Origin of the sequence: Dechloromonas denitrificans, from assembly GCF_020510685.1 — a bacterium.
Lineage (GTDB): Bacteria > Pseudomonadota > Gammaproteobacteria > Burkholderiales > Rhodocyclaceae > Azonexus > Azonexus denitrificans_A.
Map to the genome: position 1 here is coordinate 1,375,957 of NZ_CP075185.1, position 21,200 is coordinate 1,397,156.

At 62.4% G+C, this 21,200-nt stretch carries 21 protein-coding genes; 10 read left to right on the forward strand and 11 right to left on the reverse strand.

Annotated features, from left to right (window positions below):
• Window positions 1-102 precede the first annotated feature (102 nt).
• The gene (locus KI611_RS06565; RefSeq protein ID WP_226419027.1) at window positions 103-993 is read left to right on the forward strand and encodes a PEP-CTERM sorting domain-containing protein; all 891 of its coding nucleotides are present in this window, start codon (window positions 103-105) and stop codon (window positions 991-993) included.
• 64 nt (window positions 994-1,057) lie between these two features.
• Here KI611_RS06565 and KI611_RS06570 read toward each other — a convergent pair whose 3' ends face one another.
• From KI611_RS06570 to KI611_RS06580, 3 genes are read right to left on the reverse strand one after another with little or no spacing between them, the layout of a single operon-like run.
• On the reverse strand, window positions 1,058-1,879 hold the full coding sequence (locus KI611_RS06570; RefSeq protein WP_226419028.1) for a hypothetical protein: 822 nt from the start codon (window positions 1,877-1,879) through the stop codon (window positions 1,058-1,060).
• 7 nt (window positions 1,880-1,886) lie between these two features.
• Entirely contained in the window at window positions 1,887-3,575 is a 1,689-nt protein-coding gene (gene recJ, locus KI611_RS06575) for a single-stranded-DNA-specific exonuclease RecJ (RefSeq protein WP_226419029.1), read from the reverse strand.
• Window positions 3,572-4,606, reverse strand: a complete 1,035-nt coding sequence (locus KI611_RS06580) for a hypothetical protein (RefSeq protein ID WP_226419030.1) — start codon at window positions 4,604-4,606, stop codon at window positions 3,572-3,574. Before KI611_RS06580 ends, recJ begins: the two co-directional genes overlap by 4 nt.
• A 68-nt stretch (window positions 4,607-4,674) precedes the next feature.
• Between KI611_RS06580 and KI611_RS06585 the strand changes: the two genes are divergently transcribed.
• The 3 genes from KI611_RS06585 (at window position 4,675) to KI611_RS06595 (ending at window position 8,670) form a co-directional block, all read left to right on the forward strand.
• A complete protein-coding gene (locus tag KI611_RS06585; protein ID WP_413464015.1) occupies window positions 4,675-5,922 on the forward strand; it encodes a lipoprotein-releasing ABC transporter permease subunit in 1,248 nt (415 codons plus the stop codon).
• Entirely contained in the window at window positions 5,915-6,592 is a 678-nt protein-coding gene (lolD, locus tag KI611_RS06590; RefSeq protein ID WP_226419031.1) for a lipoprotein-releasing ABC transporter ATP-binding protein LolD, read from the forward strand. The genes KI611_RS06585 and lolD overlap by 8 nt, the downstream gene beginning before the upstream one ends.
• Window positions 6,593-6,654: 62 nt before the next feature.
• A complete protein-coding gene (locus KI611_RS06595; RefSeq protein WP_226419032.1) occupies window positions 6,655-8,670 on the forward strand; it encodes a methyl-accepting chemotaxis protein in 2,016 nt (671 codons plus the stop codon).
• On the opposite strand, the gene KI611_RS06600 is transcribed toward KI611_RS06595, so the two are convergent.
• Complete coding sequence (locus KI611_RS06600; protein WP_226419033.1) at window positions 8,660-9,196, reverse strand: DUF2062 domain-containing protein; 537 nt, start codon at window positions 9,194-9,196, stop codon at window positions 8,660-8,662. The genes KI611_RS06595 and KI611_RS06600 overlap by 11 nt on opposite strands.
• 17 nt (window positions 9,197-9,213) lie before the next feature.
• Here KI611_RS06600 and KI611_RS06605 point away from each other — a divergent pair, with 17 nt between their 5' ends.
• Genes KI611_RS06605 through KI611_RS06615 form a run of 3 tightly spaced genes read left to right on the forward strand, consistent with a single transcriptional unit; the run spans window position 9,214 to window position 13,178 of the window.
• Window positions 9,214-11,532: a DNA internalization-related competence protein ComEC/Rec2 gene (locus KI611_RS06605; protein WP_226419034.1), complete on the forward strand. Its 2,319-nt coding sequence runs from the start codon at window positions 9,214-9,216 to the stop codon at window positions 11,530-11,532.
• A 24-nt stretch (window positions 11,533-11,556) separates the two neighbouring features.
• Window positions 11,557-12,411, forward strand: coding sequence for an alpha/beta fold hydrolase (locus KI611_RS06610; protein ID WP_226419035.1), 855 nt, complete (start codon window positions 11,557-11,559; stop codon window positions 12,409-12,411).
• Window positions 12,408-13,178, forward strand: coding sequence for an alpha/beta fold hydrolase (locus KI611_RS06615; RefSeq protein WP_226419036.1), 771 nt, complete (start codon window positions 12,408-12,410; stop codon window positions 13,176-13,178). The genes KI611_RS06610 and KI611_RS06615 overlap by 4 nt, the downstream gene beginning before the upstream one ends.
• Window positions 13,179-13,364: 186 nt before the next feature.
• On the opposite strand, the gene KI611_RS06620 is transcribed toward KI611_RS06615, so the two are convergent.
• The 4 genes from KI611_RS06620 to KI611_RS06635 form a co-directional block, all read right to left on the reverse strand.
• The gene (locus KI611_RS06620) at window positions 13,365-13,850 is read right to left on the reverse strand and encodes a DUF4844 domain-containing protein (RefSeq protein ID WP_226419037.1); all 486 of its coding nucleotides are present in this window, start codon (window positions 13,848-13,850) and stop codon (window positions 13,365-13,367) included.
• Window positions 13,851-13,951: 101 nt separating this feature from the next.
• Window positions 13,952-14,782 (reverse strand): hypothetical protein, encoded by an 831-nt coding sequence (locus KI611_RS06625; protein WP_226419038.1) that lies wholly within the window; start codon window positions 14,780-14,782, stop codon window positions 13,952-13,954.
• A gap of 86 nt (window positions 14,783-14,868) precedes the next feature.
• Window positions 14,869-15,618 carry a TRADD-N-associated membrane domain-containing protein gene (locus KI611_RS06630; RefSeq protein ID WP_226419039.1) on the reverse strand — a complete coding sequence of 250 codons (750 nt, stop codon included), beginning with the start codon at window positions 15,616-15,618 and terminating at the stop codon, window positions 14,869-14,871.
• 90 nt (window positions 15,619-15,708) lie between these two features.
• Complete coding sequence (locus KI611_RS06635; RefSeq protein ID WP_226419040.1) at window positions 15,709-16,101, reverse strand: hypothetical protein; 393 nt, start codon at window positions 16,099-16,101, stop codon at window positions 15,709-15,711.
• 97 nt (window positions 16,102-16,198) lie between these two features.
• Here KI611_RS06635 and KI611_RS06640 point away from each other — a divergent pair, with 97 nt between their 5' ends.
• Window positions 16,199-16,414 (forward strand): hypothetical protein, encoded by a 216-nt coding sequence (locus KI611_RS06640; RefSeq protein ID WP_226419041.1) that lies wholly within the window; start codon window positions 16,199-16,201, stop codon window positions 16,412-16,414.
• 122 nt (window positions 16,415-16,536) lie between these two features.
• Here the strand turns inward: KI611_RS06640 and KI611_RS06645 are convergent, their stop codons facing one another.
• From KI611_RS06645 to KI611_RS06655, 3 genes are all read right to left on the reverse strand, one after another.
• A complete protein-coding gene (locus tag KI611_RS06645) occupies window positions 16,537-16,989 on the reverse strand; it encodes a nucleoside deaminase (RefSeq protein ID WP_264180089.1) in 453 nt (150 codons plus the stop codon).
• 75 nt (window positions 16,990-17,064) lie between these two features.
• On the reverse strand, window positions 17,065-17,823 hold the full coding sequence (locus KI611_RS06650) for a zinc-dependent peptidase (protein WP_226419043.1): 759 nt from the start codon (window positions 17,821-17,823) through the stop codon (window positions 17,065-17,067).
• A complete protein-coding gene (locus KI611_RS06655; protein WP_226419044.1) occupies window positions 17,823-18,719 on the reverse strand; it encodes a DMT family transporter in 897 nt (298 codons plus the stop codon). The genes KI611_RS06650 and KI611_RS06655 overlap by 1 nt, the downstream gene beginning before the upstream one ends.
• 54 nt (window positions 18,720-18,773) lie before the next feature.
• On the opposite strand from KI611_RS06655, the gene KI611_RS06660 reads away from it, so the two are divergent.
• Complete coding sequence (locus KI611_RS06660) at window positions 18,774-20,996, forward strand: RelA/SpoT family protein (protein ID WP_226419045.1); 2,223 nt, start codon at window positions 18,774-18,776, stop codon at window positions 20,994-20,996.
• A 16-nt stretch (window positions 20,997-21,012) separates the two neighbouring features.
• Complete coding sequence (locus KI611_RS06665; protein WP_226419046.1) at window positions 21,013-21,198, forward strand: LiaI-LiaF-like domain-containing protein; 186 nt, start codon at window positions 21,013-21,015, stop codon at window positions 21,196-21,198.
• The last annotated feature ends 2 nt before the right edge of the window (window positions 21,199-21,200 follow it).

The following is a 21,200-nucleotide window of genomic DNA, read 5'->3' on the forward strand; positions in this document are numbered from 1 at the left end:
CGGTAAGCCGATCTTGCTGACGCGCCGATGCGTATTTTCATTGGCGTAAAAATTGGTAATCGCTGTGCTTTACGGCCAGCAATCGTGTTGGAGGAACAAATCATGATCAACAAGAAATTTCTGGCTGTCGGCTTTGCCTTGAGCATTGGCTCGACGGTTGCCTTTGCGGCCCAACTCGCATGCAACCAGAGCGGTTCCTATGTCAATGTCACGGAGTATTACCAGGCGCAAAATCCTGGCACGACCACCGTTACCGGAACCATCGGATACAACAGTTGCGTCGGCGTCTATCCCGGCAATGACGTACCCGGTGTTGCGCCGGGCAATGCCCTGCCGACGACCAATCTGGGCTGGTATGGCGACGGCTACATGAATGGCGAGCCGAACAAGCAGGGCAGCTTTTTTACCGGCTACGAGTTCACTTCCGCCCAGTACCCGGCGTCGAACCTGAACGGTGACAACAAACCCGATCCGGGCTGGATCTACCTCGGCAGCCTCAACTTCGGTGACAATGGCAAGGGTACCTTCCAGGCGGTCAGCAGCATCGCCGGTCTGCCGAATACCTTGTTCGGCAGCGAAATATTCTCGGCCTCCTACGACACCGCTACGGGCGTCGGTTCCTGGAAATTCACGCCGGACAAAAATATCGCCATCGATGCCGCACCCTTGTTCGGCAAGAACTATTTCGACCAGTTTGCGCTGGTTTTCAAGCAGGGCGGTGGAGACAAGGGCGGCTTCGCGGTCTATGACTTCACCTCGGATCAGTTCGGCGTCGCACCGCCGCCGAATTATCTCGATCCCATCCTTAATTTCGAGGGTGACTGGAATCTGACCACTGTCTTTAACGGTCAGAAGAGCATTTCCCACATCGCCCTGTGGGCGCGCGATCCGGGTGGCGACCAGAATGTTCCGGAACCCGGCACGCTGGTCTTGCTCGGCGCAGCTCTGGTCGGTATTGCCGTGGCTCGCAAGCGCTCGGCCAGCGCCAGCTAGAACCAGTCGATCTTCGTTGATCGTACTCAGGGCCGGCCTTCGCGAGAAGGCCGGCCCTGTCGTTTCAGCAGCCTCGTCCCGAGGTGTCGCGGCTGAAGCCGAAGCCGCCGCTGCTGCTCGGCGGCCGGATGCAGATCAGCAGGCCGAGCGATTTTGCCGATTTCCGCAAGTCAGCCGGGAAGGCGGCGAAGGGAACGGCCTGCTCGACGACGGCCTTGATGAAAGCGATTTCGTCCTGCTGGTCGGCGGCGTTGAGCACCTGAAAACTGTGCAGCGAGCCGTCCGGTTTGAGACGGACCCGGACCAGCGCGCTGCGGACGCCCTTGGCGCGCGGGTCGTTCCTGACGAAAGCGGCGCTGCGGTTGAGTTTCTTGACCATCGCATCGAGATACATTTCGAGACTGAATGGATCAGCCGGCGGTCCGTTCGGCAGGCGCTCCAGCTCGACGTTGTCCTCACCGTCCTGGCGGGCCTGTTCGCGGCCCAGTTCGCGGGCCATGGCCAGCGAGCGCTGGGCCAGCGTCGGGGCGGGGCGGGCCTGGGCGCCGAGCTCGTTGAGGAAGTTGTTCATTTCTTCCCGCTCTTTGACCGACCACTGGCGGGCCGGCGGGCTGGTTACGGCGGATTTGCCGCGCTCGAGCGCGATCACCCGTTTTTCCGCCCGCGGCTTGACCGGCGCTGCCTTGCTCGCCGATTTTGCTGGCGCTGCGCTCGCCGGGGTGGCCGGGGCCGGTTGGGCCAGCCTGGCTTCGATGCGCCGGGCCGGCCGATCCGTGCCCTCCGGCGCGTGCTGCGGAATGACCAGGACGAGGCCGTGCAAGAGCAGCGACAGCGCGATCGCGCGGATCGGCAGCTGGTGTCGGCGGGGCGTTTCCGAAAGGGGCATCGCCCCGCTATTCCAGATGCTCGACCATCAACTGGGTCGTTTCGACGCCCATGTATTCATTGATGGCGAGCCGGTAAGCGACCCGGGTATTGTTTCCCGGTTGGTTGCTGAAGTTGAACTGGATCGCGTCGATCCGCGTTTCGCCCTTGCGCAGGCGCAGCTTGAGGTGTTTTTCCTTGAGCACGCGTTGCTGCTCGACCTCGAATTCATCGATGAACAGCGGCGCCGGGAAGCCCTGGCCCCAGATTTCGTTGTCCAGCAGGCGGGCGGTTTCCAGCGAGAAATAGCTGCCTTCCAGGGCGCCGTCGGTTTCCAGCGTGCGGGTCAGGTCGGCTGGCGAGAGCAGTTCGCCGGCGACCTGGGCGAACAGTTCGCGGAATTGCTCGAAGTTTTCGGCGCGCAGCGTGGCGCCGGCCGCCATGGCGTGGCCGCCGAAGCGGACTAGGAGGCCGGGGGCGCGTTTGGCGACCAGATCGAGCGCATCGCGCAGGTGCAGGCCGGGAATCGAACGCCCGGAACCCTTGACGATGCCGCCTTCGCCGGGGGCGAAGGCAAACACCGGGCGGTGCAGTTTGTCCTTGATGCGCGAGGCGAGGATGCCGACGACGCCTTCGTGCCAGCCTTCGTCGAACAGCGCGATACCCGAGGCGCTGTCGTTGGCATCGAGCGACTCGAGCAGGATCAGCGCCTGTTCCTGCATGCCCGATTCGATTTCGCGCCGTTCGCGGTTCAGCGCGTCGAGCTGCTGGGCGATGTTGAGGGCGCGGGCCGGATCGTCGGTGAGCAGGCATTCGACGCCGAGGCGCATGTCGGCCAGCCGGCCGGCGGCATTCAGGCGCGGCCCGAGGATGAAGCCGAGATCCATCGCCGTGGCTTTTTTCGGGTCGCGGCCGGCCGCCTTGAACAGCGCCGCCAGGCCGGCGTGCAACTGGCCGGCGCGCATGCGCTTGAGGCCCTGGCTGACGAGGATGCGGTTGTTGCGGTCGAGCTTGACGACGTCGGCGACGGTGCCGAGGGCGACGAGGTCGAGCAGGCTGGCGAAATTGGGTTCCGGCCGCTCGGCGAAGAAGCCGCGTTCGCGCAGTTCGGCGCGCAGGGCGAGCATCACGTAGAACATCACGCCGACGCCGGCGATGCATTTCGACGGGAAGTCGCAGCCGGGCTGGTTTGGATTGACGATGCAATCGGCCTCGGGCAGCGTTTCGGCCGGCAGGTGGTGGTCGGTGATCAGCGTTGCGATGCCGTGTTCGCGGGCGCGGTTCACGCCTTCGATGCTGGCGATGCCGTTGTCGACGGTGATGATCAGGTCGGGCGACTGTTGCGCCGCGACATCGACGATTTCCGGCGACAGGCCGTAGCCCAGCTTGAAGCGGTCGGGGAGCAGGAAATCGACGTCGGCGCCGAGCATTTTCAGGGCGCGCATGCCGACCGCCGTGGCGGTAGCGCCGTCGCAGTCGTAATCGCCGATGATCAGCAGCCGGGCTTCGGCCTCGATGGCATCGGCCAGCATGTGGGCGGCGTCCGTGGCGTGGGTCAGGGCGCTCGGCGGGATCAGCGATTTCAGTTCGTAATCCAGTTCGGCCTTGTCCTTGACGCCGCGCGCCGCGTAGAGACGGGCGAGCAGCGGATGCAGGCCCTGTTGTTCCAGTTGCCAGACGACGCGTTGCGGAATGCTGCGGTTGACGATGCGGGTCACGACTTTCCTTCGGCCAGTTGAGCGGCCAGTGCAGCGAGCGGGCGACTCTGGCGCCAGAACTTCCAGCGGTCGCTGCCGCGCAAGGTCCAGGTCAATTCGCCGTAGATGGTTGGGGCAACGATAGTCAGGGTGTGGATCCGGCGGCCGAGGGCGCCGCGCAACGGCGCGAACCAATTGGCTTCAAGGGCGAGCAGCGCCGCCCGCCAGCCTTCGCTGTCTTCGTAGAGAACCGGCGGCAGCAGAGCGTCGAGAACGACGAGCTGGTTGGTCTTGCCGGAGGCCAGGGCGAGCAATTGGGCTAGTCCGGCTGGCGCCGGATGCACCGGTGTGCCGGCGGCGCGGGCCAGGCCGGTGGCCAGCGGGATGTCGCACCAGGCCGCGGTGAAATGGCCGGGGCCCGGGCGTTGCAGGGCGCCGCCGCCCCACAGCCAGAGGCTGTTGATCACCGGCTTGCCGGCGGCTTGCCGGCTTTCGTTGATCGGGTGGCCGTGCAGGAACATCTGCACTTCGTTGAGCCAGCGGGTCAGCGTGGCGTTCTTGTCGGAAATCGTGCTATCGACCCGGCGGCCGGCGACGGCGGAAATCGGCTCGGCGACGTGATCGACGGCGGTCTTCAGGCGCAGATACCAGCGCCGCGCAGTGGCCATGCGAAATTCGCCAATATCGGCAAATTCGGCATTCAGCGCGCTGACGATGGCCCGGGCTTCTTCGTCGTCGACGTCGAAGGCGCCGGCATCGGCGAGAATGATGCGTTCCTGGTGAAAGCGCAGATGCACCGGATCGGCGCACAGCCAGTGTCCATCCACGGCGGCCTCGCTGACGTCTTCGCCGAGCAGGCGGAGCGCCCCGTAGGTCGGGTTGGCCAGGCCGAACTGGCCGGCCAGGGCGGCTTCGAAGGGGCGGCGCGGCCGGCGCTCGCCGGTCGCGTGGGCCAGCAACCACGCCAAACCGGGCGCGTGCAGCTGCCCGAGGGTCAGCTGGTCGGCGGGTTCTGGCCAGATCAGTTCGGGAACGAGCAGGGTGAGGCGCACAGGGAGGGGAGGGCGGGGTTCAGGGTGGAAAAGTGTACCATAGCGTCTTTTACCGACTGCCCTCGTTCATGGCCTTGCCTTACGAATTGCTGATCGGTCTGCGTTACACGCGGGCCAAACGCCGTAACCACTTCATTTCCTTCATCTCGATGATTTCCATGCTCGGCATCGGCCTCGGCGTCGCCGCGCTGATCGTCGTACTGTCGGTGATGAACGGTTTCCAGAAAGAACTGCGCACCCGCATTCTCGGGGTCGCCTCGCACATCCAGATTACCGGCGTCAATGGCGAACTGGAAAACTGGCCGGCCCTGGCCGCGCAGGCGATGAATCATCCGGAGGTCAAGGCCAGTGCGCCTTTCGTCCAGTCGCAGGCGATGTTTACCGTCGAAAACGGCGTCAAGGGCGCGCTGATCCGCGGCATCCTGCCCGACCAGGAGGATCGCGTCGCCGATTTCCGCGCAACGATCAAAAGCGGCAGTCTGGACGACTTGCGGCCCGGCGAGTTCGGCGTCGTACTGGGGGCCGATCTGGCTCGTTCGCTACGCGTTTTTACCGGTGACAAGGTCACCGTGATCGCCCCGCAGGGCACCGTGACGCCGGCCGGCGTCGTGCCGCGACTGAAGTCTTTCCGCGTGGTTGGCATTTTCGAAGTGGGGATGTTCGAGTACGACAGCGGCTTGGCGCTGATTCATCTGGCCGATGCGCAAACCCTGTACCAGATGGGCGACCGGGTGACCGGCGTGCGGCTGAAGGTGGACGATCTCTTTCAGGCGCCGCGCATCACCCGCGAACTGGCCCGGTTCATCGACGCCGATGCCTATCTGAGCGATTGGACGAAGAGCCACGCCAATTTCTTCCGGGCGGTCCAAATTGAGAAAAATATGATGTTTATCATTTTGTCGCTTATCGTCGCCGTGGCAGCATTCAATCTGGTCTCGACGCTGGTCATGGCGGTGACCGACAAGCAGGCGGATATCGCCATTTTGCGCACCCTCGGGGCGCGGCCGCGGTCGATCATGGCGATTTTCGTCGTGCAGGGTGCGCTGGTCGGATTCATCGGCCTCGGTCTGGGTATCGTCGGCGGTGTCGCGCTGGCGCTGAATATCGATGTCGTGGTGCCGTTCATTGAAAGAATGCTGGGTGTGCATTTCCTGTCGAAAGAGGTTTATTACATTTCCGATCTGCCGTCCGAGCTGCAATGGAGCGACGTCTGGGGGGTCACGTTGATCGCCTTCGTGCTCGCCTTGCTGGCCACCCTCTATCCAAGCTGGCGCGCATCGCGCGTCAATCCGGCGGAGGCGCTGCGCTATGAGTGAGCCGATTCTGCAGGCCAGCGGGCTGGCCAAGGTTTTTCGCGGCGGCGGGCTGGACGTCTCGGTCCTTGCCGGCATCGACCTAGCGATCATGCCGGGCGAGACGGTGGCCATCGTCGGCGCCTCCGGTTCCGGCAAGAGCACGCTGCTGCATTTGCTGGGCGGCCTGGATGCGCCGTCGGCCGGCGGCGTCAAGCTGATGGGCCGGGATTTTTCGGCGCTCGGCGAGGTGGCGCGCGGCGATTGGCGAAACCGGCATCTCGGTTTTGTTTACCAGTTTCATCATTTGCTGGCCGAGTTCTCGGCCCTAGAAAACGTCGCCATGCCGCTGCTGATCCGGCGCACCGAACGCCAGGCCGCGCTGGCCAAGGCGGCCGAAATGCTCGCTGCGGTCGGTCTCGGCCATCGGCTGGAGCACCGGCCCGGTGAGTTGTCGGGCGGCGAGCGGCAGCGGGCGGCGATCGCCCGGGCCATGGTCAGCAATCCATCGTGCTTGCTGGCCGATGAACCAACCGGCAATCTCGATAGTCATACAGCATCGGTGGTCTTCGATTTGCTGTTCGAGCGGGTCCGTACCCAGCAGGCCAGCCTGGTCATGGTGACCCACGACCGAAGCCTGGCGGCGCGCGCCGACCGCGTGTTGATGCTGAACGACGGAAATTTTTGCGCTTAAGCTGCGGCGCTCGATTTTGCAGCAAATGATCCAGCCCTCTGAGCTGGTCAGGAGAAAAGTACATGCAAGCCCTGTTTTCCCCCGCCATCGCCCTGATGAACCGGTTGCGCTACACCAGCAAGTTTTTCGTGCTCGGTGCGGCGGTTGCTGCCGTCATGCTGGTTTTGTTATTCACCGTTTATATCAATCTCAGTCGCGATATCGAAACGGCCAGCAAGGAACTGGCGGGCCTGCAGATGCTCAAGCCGATGAACCGTCTGACGCAGTCGATGCAGCAACACCGGGGTCTGTCGTCCGGCGTGCTGAACGGCAACGAGGCGATGAAGGAAAAGCGCGCGGCTAAGGAAAACGATGTCGTCGCCGCGCTAGCCGCGACGGATGCCGAACTCTCGCCGCAACTGCGGCAGTCGGCGGCCTGGCAAGCGATCCGTCAGGATTGGGAGCAAATCCGCACGCAGGGTCTGGGCTGGGCGCCGCCGGATAATCTCAAACGCCATACGGCAATGATCGACAAGGTTCTGGTCTTCATGATCGATGTTGCCGATGCCACCGAACTGACGCTCGACCCGGTGATGGATACCTACTATTTCATGGATACGGTGGTGTCCAAGATGCCGGCCATGCTTGAACCGCTGGGCATTACCCGGGCCCGCGGCACCGGTGTGCTGACCCGGAAGGAGCTGTCGGCGCAGTTGCGGATCGACATCGCTTCGCTCAATGCGCAGATGGCCAACACCCTGCGTGCCCAGAACAACAACCTCGACAAGGTCGGGCGCTACAACCCCGGGCTGCAGGGCAGCCTGAGCGGACCGGCCAAGCAGTTTACCGATGGCGTCGACAAGACCCTGGCGCTGGTGCGTGACGATATCCTCGGCGAAAAGTTCGTCACGCCGCCGCAAGATTATTTTGCGATGACCACCGAGATCATCGACCTCGGCTACAAGATGATGTTCGAGACGCTGATTCCGCAGTTCGAGCAGCAATTGCAGAGCCGCAAGACGGCGGCGCAGCAGGTGCTGATTTTCGATCTCGGCCTGGCGGCGGTGATCATGGCGCTGGTCGGTTACCTGAGTATCGGGACCTATTATTCAGTGATCGGCAGCGTCAATATCTTTTCCAGTGGCGCCCGTCGCTTGGCCGACGGCGATTTGACGACGCGCTTCGAGTGCACCGGTTCGGATGAGCTGCACGCGGCCGGTCGCGATTTCAACGACATGGCGGTTGCTTTCCGCCAGTTGCTCGGGCGCATTCAGAGCGACGTGCAAAACTTGCGGGCGGCGGCCGAGCAGCTCGCTTCCTCAAGCCATCAGATTTCCACCAGCACCAGTGCGCAAAGCGATTCCGCCTCGAGCATGGCCGCCGCGGTCGAGCAGATGACGGTCGGTGTCGATCACATTGCCAAGAACGCCCAGGATGCGCAGGACCATTCGCGCGCCTCCGATCAGTTGGCGACCGAAGGCGGTCGTATCGTCGCGGATGTCGCCAGCGAGATCCAGGCCATTGCCGAAACGGTCAATCAGTCGGCCGCGGCGGTCGAGGAACTCGGTCAGCAATCGGACCAGATTTCGGCCATTGTCGGCACGATCAAGGATATTGCCGACCAGACCAATCTGCTCGCCCTCAACGCCGCCATCGAAGCGGCGCGGGCCGGCGAGTCCGGGCGCGGCTTTGCCGTGGTCGCCGACGAGGTGCGCAAGCTGGCCGAACGAACCGCCAAATCGACCCAGGAAATCGCCGGCATGATCGGCGCCATTCAGTCCGGGACGGCAACCGCGGTGACCAGCATGAAGCGCGGCGTCGAGCGGGTGGCAAGCGGTGTCGAACAGGCCATGCTGGCCGGCGACGCGATCGGCAAGGTGCAAGCCCGCTCGCATCAGGTTGCCGATGCCGTATCGGAAATTTCCGTGGCGCTGCGCGAACAGACCTCGGCGAGTACCGAAATCGCCCAGAACGTCGAGCGCATCGCCCAGATGGCCGAAGAGAACAATGCGGCGGCCGACGGCAACGCAGTTACCGCGGACAGTCTTCGCCAGCTGGCGGAGACCCTGAGCGGCGAAATGGCCCGCTTCAGGACCTGATGGCTTTGCGCCGCCGCCAGGCGGCGATCAGGTGGGCGCGCCAGACCGCCTTGGTGGCAAAGTAACCGATGACCGCCAGGCCGGCGGCGAGGATGACCAGTCCGACGCCGAGCGGCTTGGCGACGACCAGCATCCAGGCCTGCATGGCCTCGGTCCAGCCGACAAAGTCGGTCAGGCTGAATTCCGGCGGAGCGATGAAGCCGTTGCTTTGGCCGGTCGCCAGCCGGCCCAGCTGGTAAGCCAGCAGATAGAGCGGAACGATGGTCAGCGGGTTGGTATAGACGGTGACGAGCAGCGCGAGCGGCAGGTTGACGCGAAAAACCACGGCGCAGATGGCCGCCGCGAACATCTGCAGCGGTCCGGGAATCAGACCGCAGAACAGGCCGGCGGCAACGCCCCCGGCCACCGAGTGACGGTTCAGATGCCACAGGCGCGGGTGCAACAAGGTTGATTCGAACGGCCGCAGCCAAGGGTTGCGGCGGATCGTTTCGTGGTCGGGCAGGTATTTTTTCAGGTAGTGACGCATGCACTTATTATTGCAGCATGCGTCTTTTTATTCTCGCTTTTGCGGCTGGCGTGCTGGCGCTGCAGAGGCAGCCGGAGTTGCCGGTCTGGCCGCTGTGGGCCTTGGCCGGCGGGCTGTTGACCTTGCCCGGCTGGCGCTGGCCGGGCTGGCCGAGCCGGCTGCTGGCCATCGTCGGGTGCTGCGCGCTGGGCTTTGCCTGGGCCGGCTGGCGGGCCGATCTGCGGCTGGCCGAGCAGCTGCCCGCCGCGTGGGAGGGCCGGGATATCGCGGTGGTCGGTGTGATCGCCGCGCTGCCGCAGGATTTCAGTAGCGGCACGCGTTTCGAATTCGTCGTCGATAAGGTGCTGACCGAGGCCGCCGTCGTCCCGCACCGGCTGCAGCTTTCCTGGTATCAGGGGCGCGGCGCCGACGCGGCGGTCGACCGCCCGCCGCTGCGTCCCGGCGAGCGCTGGCGCTTCACGGTGCGCCTGAAGCGGCCGCACGGCAACGCCAACCCGGGCGGTTTCGATTACGAGGCCTGGCTGCTCGAACGCGACATCCGGGCCACCGGCTACATCCGCCCCGATCCGCCGCAGCGCCTCGCCGAGATGGTCTGGCAGCCGGACTACCTGATCGAGCGTCTGCGCTTTGCGGTGCGCGCCCGCTATGCCGAAATGCTGCCGGCCGACCGCTACCCCTGGGCCGGCATTCTGGTGGCGCTGGCGGTGGGCGACCAGCGGGCGATCCAGGGTGATCTATGGACGACCTTCAACCGCACCGGCACGACGCACCTGATGTCGATCTCCGGCCTGCATGTCACGATGGTCGCCGCGCTGTTCGGCTGGCTGGTCAATTTCGGCTGGCGCCGGGTGCCGGCTCTGGCGCTGCGCTTGCCGGCCCAGAAGGCCGGTCTGCTGGCGGCGTGTCTGGCGGCCTTCGTCTACGCCTTGCTGGCCGGCTTCGCCGTGCCGGCCCAGCGCACCCTGTACATGCTGCTGGTCGCCGCGCTGGCGCTCCTTTCCGGGCGGCTGATCGCGCCCAGCCGGACGCTGTTGCTGGCCCTGCTGGTGGTCCTTCTTTACGACCCCTGGTCAGTCTTGGCCGCCGGTTTCTGGCTGTCGTTCGGGGCGGTTGGCGCCTTGCTCTACATCGGTTCGGCGCGCCTCGGCGAGGGCCGGGGCTGGCGCCAGCAAGTGCGCGCCTGGGGCGTTGTCCAGTGGGCGGCGACGCTGGCCTCGCTGCCGGTGCTGCTGCTCGTCTTCCAGCAGTTCTCGCTGGTCTCGCCGCTGGCCAATGCACTGGCCATTCCCTTGGTCAGTTTCGTCGTCACGCCGCTTGCCTTGCTTGCGGCGCTGGTCCCATGGTGGCCGATTGCCGCGTTGGCGCACTGGGTGCTGGATTGGCTGATGTTATTTTTGGGTTGGTGCGCCGTCTGGCCGGTCTGGCAGGCCCCGGTGCCGCCGCTGTGGGCCGCCGTCGCGGCCGGCCTGGGCGTCGCCGTCTGCCTGCTGCCGCGTGGCGTGCCCGGCCGGCTGCTCGGCGTCCCGCTGCTGATTCCGGCGCTGTTCTGGCCGGTCGACAAGCCTGGTGCAGGCGAGGCGTGGATTACCGTACTCGATGTCGGGCAAGGACTGGCGAGCGTCGTGCGGACCCGCGAACACACGCTGATCTACGACCCCGGCCCGCTCTACAGCGCCGAATCGGACGCCGGTCAGCGCGTCGTCGTGCCCTATCTGCGCTGGCTCGGCATCAACCGGGTCGACATGCTGATGGTGACGCATCGCGACAGCGACCATTCGGGCGGCACGGCGTCGGTGCGCGCGGCGCTGGCCGTCGGCGAACTGCGTTCGTCGCTGCCCGAAATCGATGGCGAACCCTGTCTGGCCGGCCAGCGCTGGGTGTGGGACGGCGTCGTTTTCGGGGTCCTGCATCCGTCTGCCGAGGCCTATCAGCGGGACAGCAAGACCAATCATCTATCCTGCGTGTTGCGCATCGAAGCCGGCGGCCAGGCAGCTTTGCTGACTTCCGATATCGAGGCGCCCGACGAAGCGGCGCTGCTTGCCCGTGATGCGGGGAAGCTGGCGGCGGATGTCCTGCTCGTGCCGCACCACGGTTCGAAGACCTCCTCGACGCCGGCCTTCCTGCACGCCGTCGGGGCGCAGGCGGCGGTTATCCCTGTCGGTTATCGCAACCGTTTCGGCCATCCGAAAGAAGCCGTGCTTGCCCGCTACGAGGCCTTGCCGATGACCCTCTGGCGTACCGATCGCGATGGCGCGGTGGAGATTGGACTGGGCGCGGAAAGTGTTACGCTAACCGCCTGGCGGCGGGCTTATCGGCGCTATTGGCATGACAAGTGATGAATTTATGGCGGAGGTGCCAGCATGGAATATCGGCAACAGCAGGTGCAATGCATCAGTCCGTCCGGCCTGCACCGGATGGCCTATACGGAGTGGGGCGACCCGCACAATCCGCGCGTGCTGGTCTGCGTCCATGGCCTGACCCGTAACGGGCGCGATTTCGACGCCCTGGCCAAGGCCATGTCCGGGCATTACCGGGTCATCTGCCCGGATGTCGTCGGGCGCGGCAAGAGCGCTCACCTGCGCAATCCGGCCGGCTATCAGGTGCCGCAATACGTCGCCGACATGGTCACGCTGATCGCCCGCCTCGGCGTCGAGCGGGTCGACTGGGTCGGCACCTCGATGGGCGGCCTGATCGGCATCGCGCTGGCGGCCCAGGAAGGGACGCCGATTGGCAAGCTGCTGCTCAATGACGTCGGGCCGATCATCACCGTCGATTCGCTGCACCGGATCGCGGCCTATGTCGGCGCCGACCCGACCTGGGCGACGTTCGCCGACGCCCTGGCCTACGTCAAACTGATTAGCGCACCGTTCGGCAATCTGAGCGAGGCCGAATGGTGGTTCCTGACCGAAAACACCGTCGCCCAACGGGCCGACGGCCGCTGGGGCTTTCTCTACGACCCGGCGATTGCCGCGCCGTTCAAGGCGACCTTCGTCGACAAGGACATCGATTTGTGGCCGATCTACGAGCAGCTGCGTTGTCCGACGCTGGTCGTGCGCGGTGCCCAGTCCGACCTGCTGCCGCGCGAAACCTGGCAGCAGATGGGGGCGCGCGGGCCGCGTGCGCAACTGGCTGAAATTCCCGATGTTGGCCATGCGCCGATGTTCCTCAACGAAGCGCAAATTTCCGTGGCGCGCGATTTCCTCTTGAAACCATGAAACATATTGTCGTCAATGGCCTGCTCCTTGAATACCGCGACCTTCCCGCTGCCGATGAAGGCCGGCCGACCCTGCTGCTGCTCCACGAAGGCCTGGGCTGCGTCGCCATGTGGCGCGACTTTCCGGCCAAACTGGCTGCGGCCACCCGCTGCCGGGTAATCGTCTGGTCGCGGGCCGGTTACGGCGGCTCGCAGCCCTATGCCGCGCCGCGCACGCCAAGCTACATGCACCGCGAGGCCGAGGAAGCGCTGCCGGCCCTGCTCGCCGCTCTGCACGTCGAGCGGCCGATCCTGATCGGCCACAGCGACGGCGGTAGCATCGCCCTGATCTTCGCCGGAGCTTTCCCGACCGTGCCGCTCGGCATCGCCGTCATGGCGCCGCATGAATTCGTCGAGGACGTTACGCTGGCCGGCATTCACGCCGCCCGCACGGCCTGGGAAACCACCGACCTGGCCAAGAAGCTGGCCCGCTACCACCACGACCAGACGCCGCAGGTCTTCAGCGACTGGAACGACACCTGGCTATCGCCGGTCTTCCGCGACTGGAACATCGAGGCCTACCTGGCAAAAATCCGCTGCCCGGTGCTGGCCATCCAGGGCGAAGACGACGAATACGCAACGTTGCGCCAGATCGATACAATCGCCGAACAAGTGCCCGGCACGCAATTGCTCAAACTCGCCCACTGCGGCCACACCCCGCAACGCGATCAGGAGGCCGCGGTGCTGGCGGCATTGGAGGCTTTCATCGGGAGGCTGTCGGCAGGTTAACGGTGAACGGGCGGTTTGCTTGGCGGTCAAAATCGAATGGCCGTCATTGCACTTTGTGGATGGCTCGAATGTGCCTATGGCTGCCGTACCCAGAAATGGAAAGCGGGCGTTCAGGAACGTTTTAGGTAAGGGGCAGCCGGCTTGCCGGCTGTCCCAGCGACCGAAGGGAGCGCCTTGACCGGAATGTTAGGCGTGCTGAAACCACCCATACGGGAAACCGTAGCGCCAGACATTTAATAGCTCACCTGAGCTGGTGACCCCGACAATAGACATGATGCGTTCGAGATAAATAAGGACTTGGTCTCGTTCTTCGGAGTCGTGCTGCTCCAACCCTGCCAAGGCACGCTTGAACGTACCAAGTACAACCGAGCGTCTTGGATTTGCAGGTAACCCAGTAACTAACGAGTGAATGATTGCATCAACTGACGCCTGGGCGCTGGCGCGAATAGCTTCACTCGGAGCGCCGGGGTAAAAAGTATTTTTATCTTCACTAAACTTCCGCTCTTCCTTCAATTTTTGGAGCTCCGCTAGAACTTCAGGCGTGATTTTGAGTTCCTGATCGGTGAGGCTCGTAGGCCAAAGAAAGAACGCGGCGCCTGAAAGACCAATTGCAAGGAAAAATGCCGCAATAGCAATTAGAGCGACAAATACTTTCACGACAATGGATGTCATTACCTAGTGCCTAACGTTTTAGGCAAGGGGCAGCCGGCTTGCCGGCTGTCCCAGCGACCGGAGGGAGCGCCTTGACCGGATTGTTAGGTGGCAGGCAGTTGCTATTGACCAATTTCGACCAGTTGCTTATGACCGCTATTTTTTTCATTCGCTGAAACAAATCGTATGGTCCTATTTTCGGGGTCTATTACGTAAACGAGATAGTTTGGCCGGTTTTTTCTTGTGGTCTTTGTGTCATCAAAATAATTGCTGAGCTCGACAACATAATTAAGCTTGTCGTCGCTGGTGCGACGCACGATCGTTGCCGAGTGATTCACATAATTCTCCCCGCAAAATTGGGCACTTCCGTCGAGGAAGGCTTTGCACGCTTCAAGCCAGGCTTGGCTTGGAGGAATTACATCAGGCAGGATGTGAACGTTGTGCAAAAAATTATGAATATGTGCTGAATAGTCTCCGCTGCAATCTTTAACCTCACCAAGAAACGGCTTTTTCATTCTGTACAAGGTACAGAAACGCGATCCTTGTTTGAGCAGTACCTTTTCAAAGATTTCATCACCTCGGGTGGATGCTGTTGCGCTGTATATTCTTGTCATTGCTAGCGTGTCGGGCCTGGACCAAATCAGCCAGAATAACGACGTGACCCACGGTTTGAATTCTCCGAGATAGAAAACCTCGCCATCCGGCGCACGAAGTGCGAAATGATTCACTCCATAAATTACATCCATGTCGCGCTTCATTTCTTTGAACGCTTGTGCCATCTTGACGACGTATTCGCTGTCTCCATCTACGAGTTTGACGTCTATGGTATGGCAGTCTTTCCTGGGTGAAATGCTGGCAAGCCCACTTTCCACGCATAGGTCATTTGCAAGTGCTGGGGAGGAACAACACAGAACGGTCAAGATGCCAAGTAGTGTTCGGGCGATCGCTGACATAAGACACCTAACGTAGAGCTAACCGGCGCTGCGCGGCTTTATCGCGCAGCGTCCAGCGACCGAAGGCAGCGAGGTTGAGCGCCATGTTAGACCTTAGGCATGCTATCGCCAGCGCTTGGCGAGCCAGAGTGCGCGTACAGGGTTAAGAGCTGTTTGGCAAGCTCTGCCTTTGTTTGGCTCTTTAGCTCAGCGCTCGCCTCAGGGATTGTTGCGATGACCTGTACCGCCATGCCAACGGCGTTTATTCTCTCAAGGACGGTGACGTATTCCTTGGACTGAGCCAAAATCGACCGATAGATGAGCAGGAAAGAGCCGCCAATGAAGCTAATGAGTACGCCAGAAGCGGCAGCAACAATTGATACGGGTAGCTTTTCGGGATTCTGGGATGCCTGAAACAGCCCGTAGCTAACAAAGCCAAAGCCGCAGAGCATGACGATCAGGGTGAGCCAATATATCGACCGTACCTGGCTGAGGTTGCGATCTAGGTAGCTTTCGAGCTTGACCCTAGCGAGATCCCATGCGAGTTGGGGTTTCTCGGGGTGTTCGCGAAGGCGCTGTTCCACCGTCTCGATCTTTTGTTCTCGGGCCTCTTGCTCTGCGAGGCCTTGGTATGCCGCAACGCCAACCGCGACAAGCCCGGCTAGTGCCCCGATTACTCCAGCAATTGTTTCGGTGATCTTTTTGTCGACCAACCCGGATTGGGCAAACAGCGCGATCGAGATGGCGATAGCTGTGGCCGCAGTTGCCAGCAATAGTGCTGCCCGAACACGCTTGTCATCACGCTTCCATGCCTTTACCAGCGATTCAAAAAACGATATGTACGGGTCGAAGAGCATGATTTCCTAAGGTCTAACGTTGAAAATCACCGGACGCAGGCAAGCGCAGCTTGCCGGAGGTCCGGTGGATTGTGATGTTAGCCATTTTTACTATTTCCTGGCGGCTTTGCCTTGTGGCCTGTAGATGAAGGCAATCATCACATTTGCGATTGCGAATGCAGTCCACTTGCCCTGTTCGACCCAAACCCAGATACAAACCGCTTCCACTAAGACGATTGGGGCCACGCCAAAGATTAGAAATCCCGCCTTGTTAACCCATTTCTTCTCGGACGTGCCAATTCGGCTAATGGCATGTACTTGGAACGTGCTCGCCCCAACAAAATCATTTGGGTTCGGAATGTGCGGCAAACTCGCAATTGGTTTTGCTTCTTCGCCTCTTTCCGCGATCAACTTCTTGCGATCCTGCGGTTGCCCGACGTGAAGATCCGAGCTATCCGGAATCGTGAGGATGACATTGCCAACTTTGATCTCTTTTGTGCTCATGGTTCGATATGAAATGGCTAACGTTCAGTAGGCACCTATGCAGGTGCCTACTTCCTGCAGCAGTGGTGTATATGATCGGATGGGGAGTGCTAACATCATGATTCGTCAGCTTCCTTGGGTGAGTATCATGGCTGGCGAAATAAATTCTGCACCACCGGCGCCGAAATTGTTGGATCTGGTAAGTGATTGCTTGCGGTTGAAGCATTGCAGCATTCGTAGCGAAACACAATATCTGCAATGGATACGGCGTTTGATCCATGTTTCATGGCAAACGACATCCGAAGGAGATGGGGGGGAGGTGCAGCAAATTTGACCTAGGTCCACTCCTGACCGGGAGCGCCTGGTCGGCATAGTTGCCACATCGCAGGTATCGAGATATTTCCGGTCGAGCGCTCAAACTCGACGAACATGTCTTCAGCCAAGCCCCCGCCCTGCTTAACAACCCGTCGCCGGCTGGCCGATATCCTCGTTCCAGAGTTCGGGTTTGGCGGCGATGAAGTCCTGCATCAGCGCGACGCAGACCGGGTTCTGGAGGACTTCGAGCTCCACCCCGCGGGTCCGCAGCAATTCTTCTTCGCCGAGGAAGGTCCTATTTTCGCCGATGACGATTCGCGGGATGCCGTAGAGCAGGATGGCGCCGCTGCACATGGCGCAGGGCGACAGCGTGGTGTAGAGCACCGCCTCGCGATAGACCTGCGGCGGCTGACGGCCGGCATTTTCAAAGGCGTCCATTTCGCCGTGCAGGATGGCGCTGCCTTGCTGGACCCGGCGGTTGTGTCCGCGGCCGATGATGCGCCCTTGATGAACGATGACCGAGCCGATCGGGATGCCGCCTTCGGCTAGGCCAAGCCTGGCCTCGTCGATTGCCGCTTGCATGAATTCGTCCATGATTTTCATCCGGTGGTTGATAGCGGCATCATCCTACAGCCTGGCTGGGGCGCCGCATCCCCTGTCCGGCTAGCGTCATGCGCCGGTTGGCCAGCGCTGCAGCGGGTCCTGCCGGTAGTAGCGTTTGAGCAGGGCGTAGAGCGCCGGGTATTCGGCATTCACCACGTCCGGCAATTCGAAGAAGCTTTCCGAGAGCACGGCGAAGAATTCGGCCGGGCTGTCGCTGGCGTAGGGGTCGATGATCGTCTCTTCATCGGCGTCGACGCGGTGGCAGAAATCGTCGTAGGCGGCGGTGAAGATGCGCTGCCACTCGGCTTCGCCGATGCCGGAGTGCAGGGCCGGCATGCCGTCGGCTTCGCCGTTCAGCATGTCCAGCTTGTGGGCGAATTCGTGGATGACCACGTTGTAGCCGTCGCCGGCCATCTGCACGTCGTGCCAGGAAACGAGCAATGGGCCGCCCTGCCAGGCTTCGCCGGAGAGTACGTCGGCGTATTCATGGACGACGCCGGCCTCATCCTGGACGTGGCGCGGCACGATGAATTCGTTGGGATAGACGATGATGCCGACCCAGTCGCGATAGGCGGCGAGGCCGAGATGGAGGATGGGCAGGCAGCCCTGGGCGGCGATGGCGACGCAGATTTCGTCGGTGAGTTCGAGGCCGCCGGCGGTGCTGAATTCCTTTTCAGCGAGGAATTGTTCGGCGAGCAATTTCAGGCTGGCTTGCTCGTCGGCCGCCAGGTCGCCGAGAAAGGGCAGCCCGGCGATGGTCTGCGCCCACAGTGCGTCGGGAATGGCGCCGGCTTTGTCGGGCTTGAACCAGTCGAACAGGCCCATCACTTTTTCGTGGTCAGCCAGATGCCGGCGAAGATCAGCGCGATGCCGAGATAGTGGTACCAGAACGGTATCTCGTGGAGAAAGATGACCGAGAGCAGCGTGCCGAAGACCGGCATCAGGTGGATGAACAGGCTGCCCTTGTTGGCGCCGACCTCGCCGACGCCACGGTTGTAGAAGATGTAGCCGAGGAAGCTGGGGAAAATCCCGATATAGGCCAGCGAGGCCAGCGAACCGAGATTGACATTGATCTGGCGACCCTGGCCGATTTCCCAAAGGTAGGCCGGGAACAGTGCGGCCAGGCCGACCAGGGTCATCGCGGCGAGCATCAGCATCGGGTGCACGCCGGCCGGGCGCCAGGCGAGACCGACGGTATAAATGGCCCAGATCAGGACCGCGCCGAGCATCCAGGCGTCGCCGAGATTGAGGTTGAGGTGGGTCAACACATTGAAGTCGCCGCGGGCGACGATGGTCATCACGCCGCACAGCGAAACGACGACGCCGATGGCTTCGAGGCGGCGCAGATGTTTGCCGAGAAAGGCCCAGGAAATGGCGATGGTGGCGACCGGGATGAAGGAGTTGAGCAGCACCGCGTTGGTCGCCGAGGTGTACTGCAGGGCGATGTAGGCGAAGGTGTTGTAACCACCGACGCCGACCAGGCCGAGGATCAGGATCGGTGGCCAGCCTTTTTTCAGCAACGGCCACTGGCTCTTCAAGTGCGGCAGGGCGAGCGGCAGGATCAGCAGGAAGGCGATGGCCCAACGCCAGAAGGCCAGCGCCATCGGGGGGACGTCGGCCCGGACGCCGCGGCCGATCACCATGTTGCCGGACCAGAAGAGGGCGGTCAGGGTGAGCAGCAGATAGGGGTTGGTCAGAAAATTTGAGTGCTTGGCGGTCATGTCGCGGATTATGCCTGAGCAGGCAAGCGCTGCTCAGACGGTATAATCCCTAACATGGTTTCCGTCGTTCATTCCGTCGCTGCCCAAAGCGACTTCGATCAGTTCCTGGCGATTCTGTCGGTGGGTATTTCCGCCGACGACGCGACGCGTCTGCAAAAGGCCGTCGAGTACGCCTGGGAGGTTTACGGCGACAAGACGCTGGGTAGTGGCGAGCGCATCTGGTCGCACGCGCTGGGCATGGCGGTCATCGTTGCCGGGCTGCGGCTCGACGCCGATTCCCGGATGGCCGCCGTGCTGTTCGCGGTGCCGTCGCATGCCGAACACGGCATCGTCCAGATCGAGGAGCGCTTCGGCAAGGCGGCGGCGCATCTGGTCAATGGCATTTCCCGGCTCGACAAGCTGCGGCCGATCACCAAGGGCTTCGTCGCCGCCAACATCGAAGCCGGTGAAGTCAATCCGGCCGAAATGAAGGCGCAGATCGAAGTGCTGCGCAAGATGCTGCTGGCCATGGTCGAGGACATCCGCGTCGTGCTGCTCCGCCTGGCCAGCCGGACGCAGACCTTGCGCTATTACGCGGCCAATCCGGATGACCTGCGCGTGCATGTCGCGCGCGAAACGCTGGAACTCTATTCGCCGCTCGCCAACCGGCTCGGGGTCTGGGAATTGAAGTGGGAGCTGGAAGACCTGTCGTTCCGCTTCCTGCACCCGGAGACCTACAAGAAAATCGCCAAGATGCTCGACGAAAAGCGGAGCGAGCGCGAGCAGTTCATTACCGAAGCCGTCGCCAAGGTGCGCGAGGAACTGGCAGCGGCGGGGGTCAACAAGGCCGAAATTTACGGTCGGCCGAAGCACATCTACAGCATCTGGAACAAGATGCGGAAGAAGGGGGTCGAGTTCTCCGAGGTCTACGATATCCGTGCCCTGCGCATCATTGTCGACGACCTGAAGGACTGCTATACCGCCCTCGGCATTGTGCACAACCTGTGGTCGCCGATCTCCAAGGAGTTCGATGACTACATCTCGAATCCCAAGGGCAACCAGTACCGCTCGCTGCACACCGCCGTGCAATGCCCGGACGGGCGCAATCTGGAAGTCCAGATTCGCACCACCGAAATGCACCGGCACGCCGAACTGGGTGTCGCCGCCCACTGGCGCTACAAGGAAGGCAGCAAGCGGACGAACGAGGACGATTACGACGAGAAGATCGCCTGGTTGCGCCAACTGCTCACCTGGAAGGACGAAGTCGCCGACAGTTCCGACTGGATCTCCCATTACAAGCAGGCGGCGCTCGACGAAACCCTCTACGTCATCACCCCGCAGGGCAAGGTGGTCGACCTGCCGCAAGGCTCGACGCCGGTCGATTTCGCCTACCGCGTCCATACCGATCTCGGCCATCGCTGCCGGGGCGCCCGGGTCGGCGGTCAGCTGGTGCCGCTCAATACGCCGCTCGAAACCGGCCAGCAGATCGAGATCATCACCGCCAAGGTCGGCGGCCCGTCGCGCGACTGGCTGAATCCGACGCTCGGCTACATCCATACCAAGAGCGCCCGGGTCAAGGTGCGGGCCTGGTTCTCGAACCTGGCGCTGGAAGAAACGCTGGCCGAAGGGCGGGCCCTGGTCGGCAAGGAACTGCAACGCTCCGGCCAGACCGGCGCGAATATCGAGGAACTCTCGCACAAGCTGGGCTTTTCCCGGGCCGACGACATGTATATCGCGGCGGCGCGCGGCGAACTCAACCAGCGGCAGTTCCAGTCGGTGGCGCGCGGCGGCGACCTGCTGGCCGAAACCCTGCTGCCGGACGAGGTGCGGACCAAGCCGAGCAAGCCGGTCGAAGGCAATCAGGGCATCCTGATCGTCGGCGTAGACAAGCTGCTGACCCAGTTGGCGCGCTGCTGCAAGCCGGCGCCGCCCGACGAGATTCAGGGCTTCATCACGCGCGGCAAAGGCATTTCGATCCACCGCATGGATTGCCCCAATTTCGCCAACCTCGCTGCGCTGCATCCCGAGCGCGTCATCGAAACCGACTGGGGCATCCAGACCACCGGCGTTTTCGCCACCGACATCGTGGTCGATGCGCACGACCGGCAGGGCTTGCTGCGCGATATTTCCGAAATTTTCACCCGTGAAAAGCTCAACGTCGTCGGCGTCAATACGCAGTCCAAGCAGGGCAAGGCGCACATGAGCTTTACCGTCGAAGTGACCAATCTGCAACAGATGCAGCGAACCCTGACGCTGATCCACGACGTCGAAGGCGTGGTGGGCGTCCGGCGAGCCTGAGCCTCAAGGAGCGGAGATGAAAGGGAATTTCGCAGCGATTGCCCTGATCCTGAGCGGGGCGCTCGTCCTGGCCGTCAATCTCGACTGGCTGGATATCGATGTCATGACCCTGTTGCGCAAATGGTGGCCGATGGGGCTGGTCGTCCTCGGCATTGCGCTGTATTTCACGCCGGACGACAGCGACAGCAAGAAAGCCGGCTAACC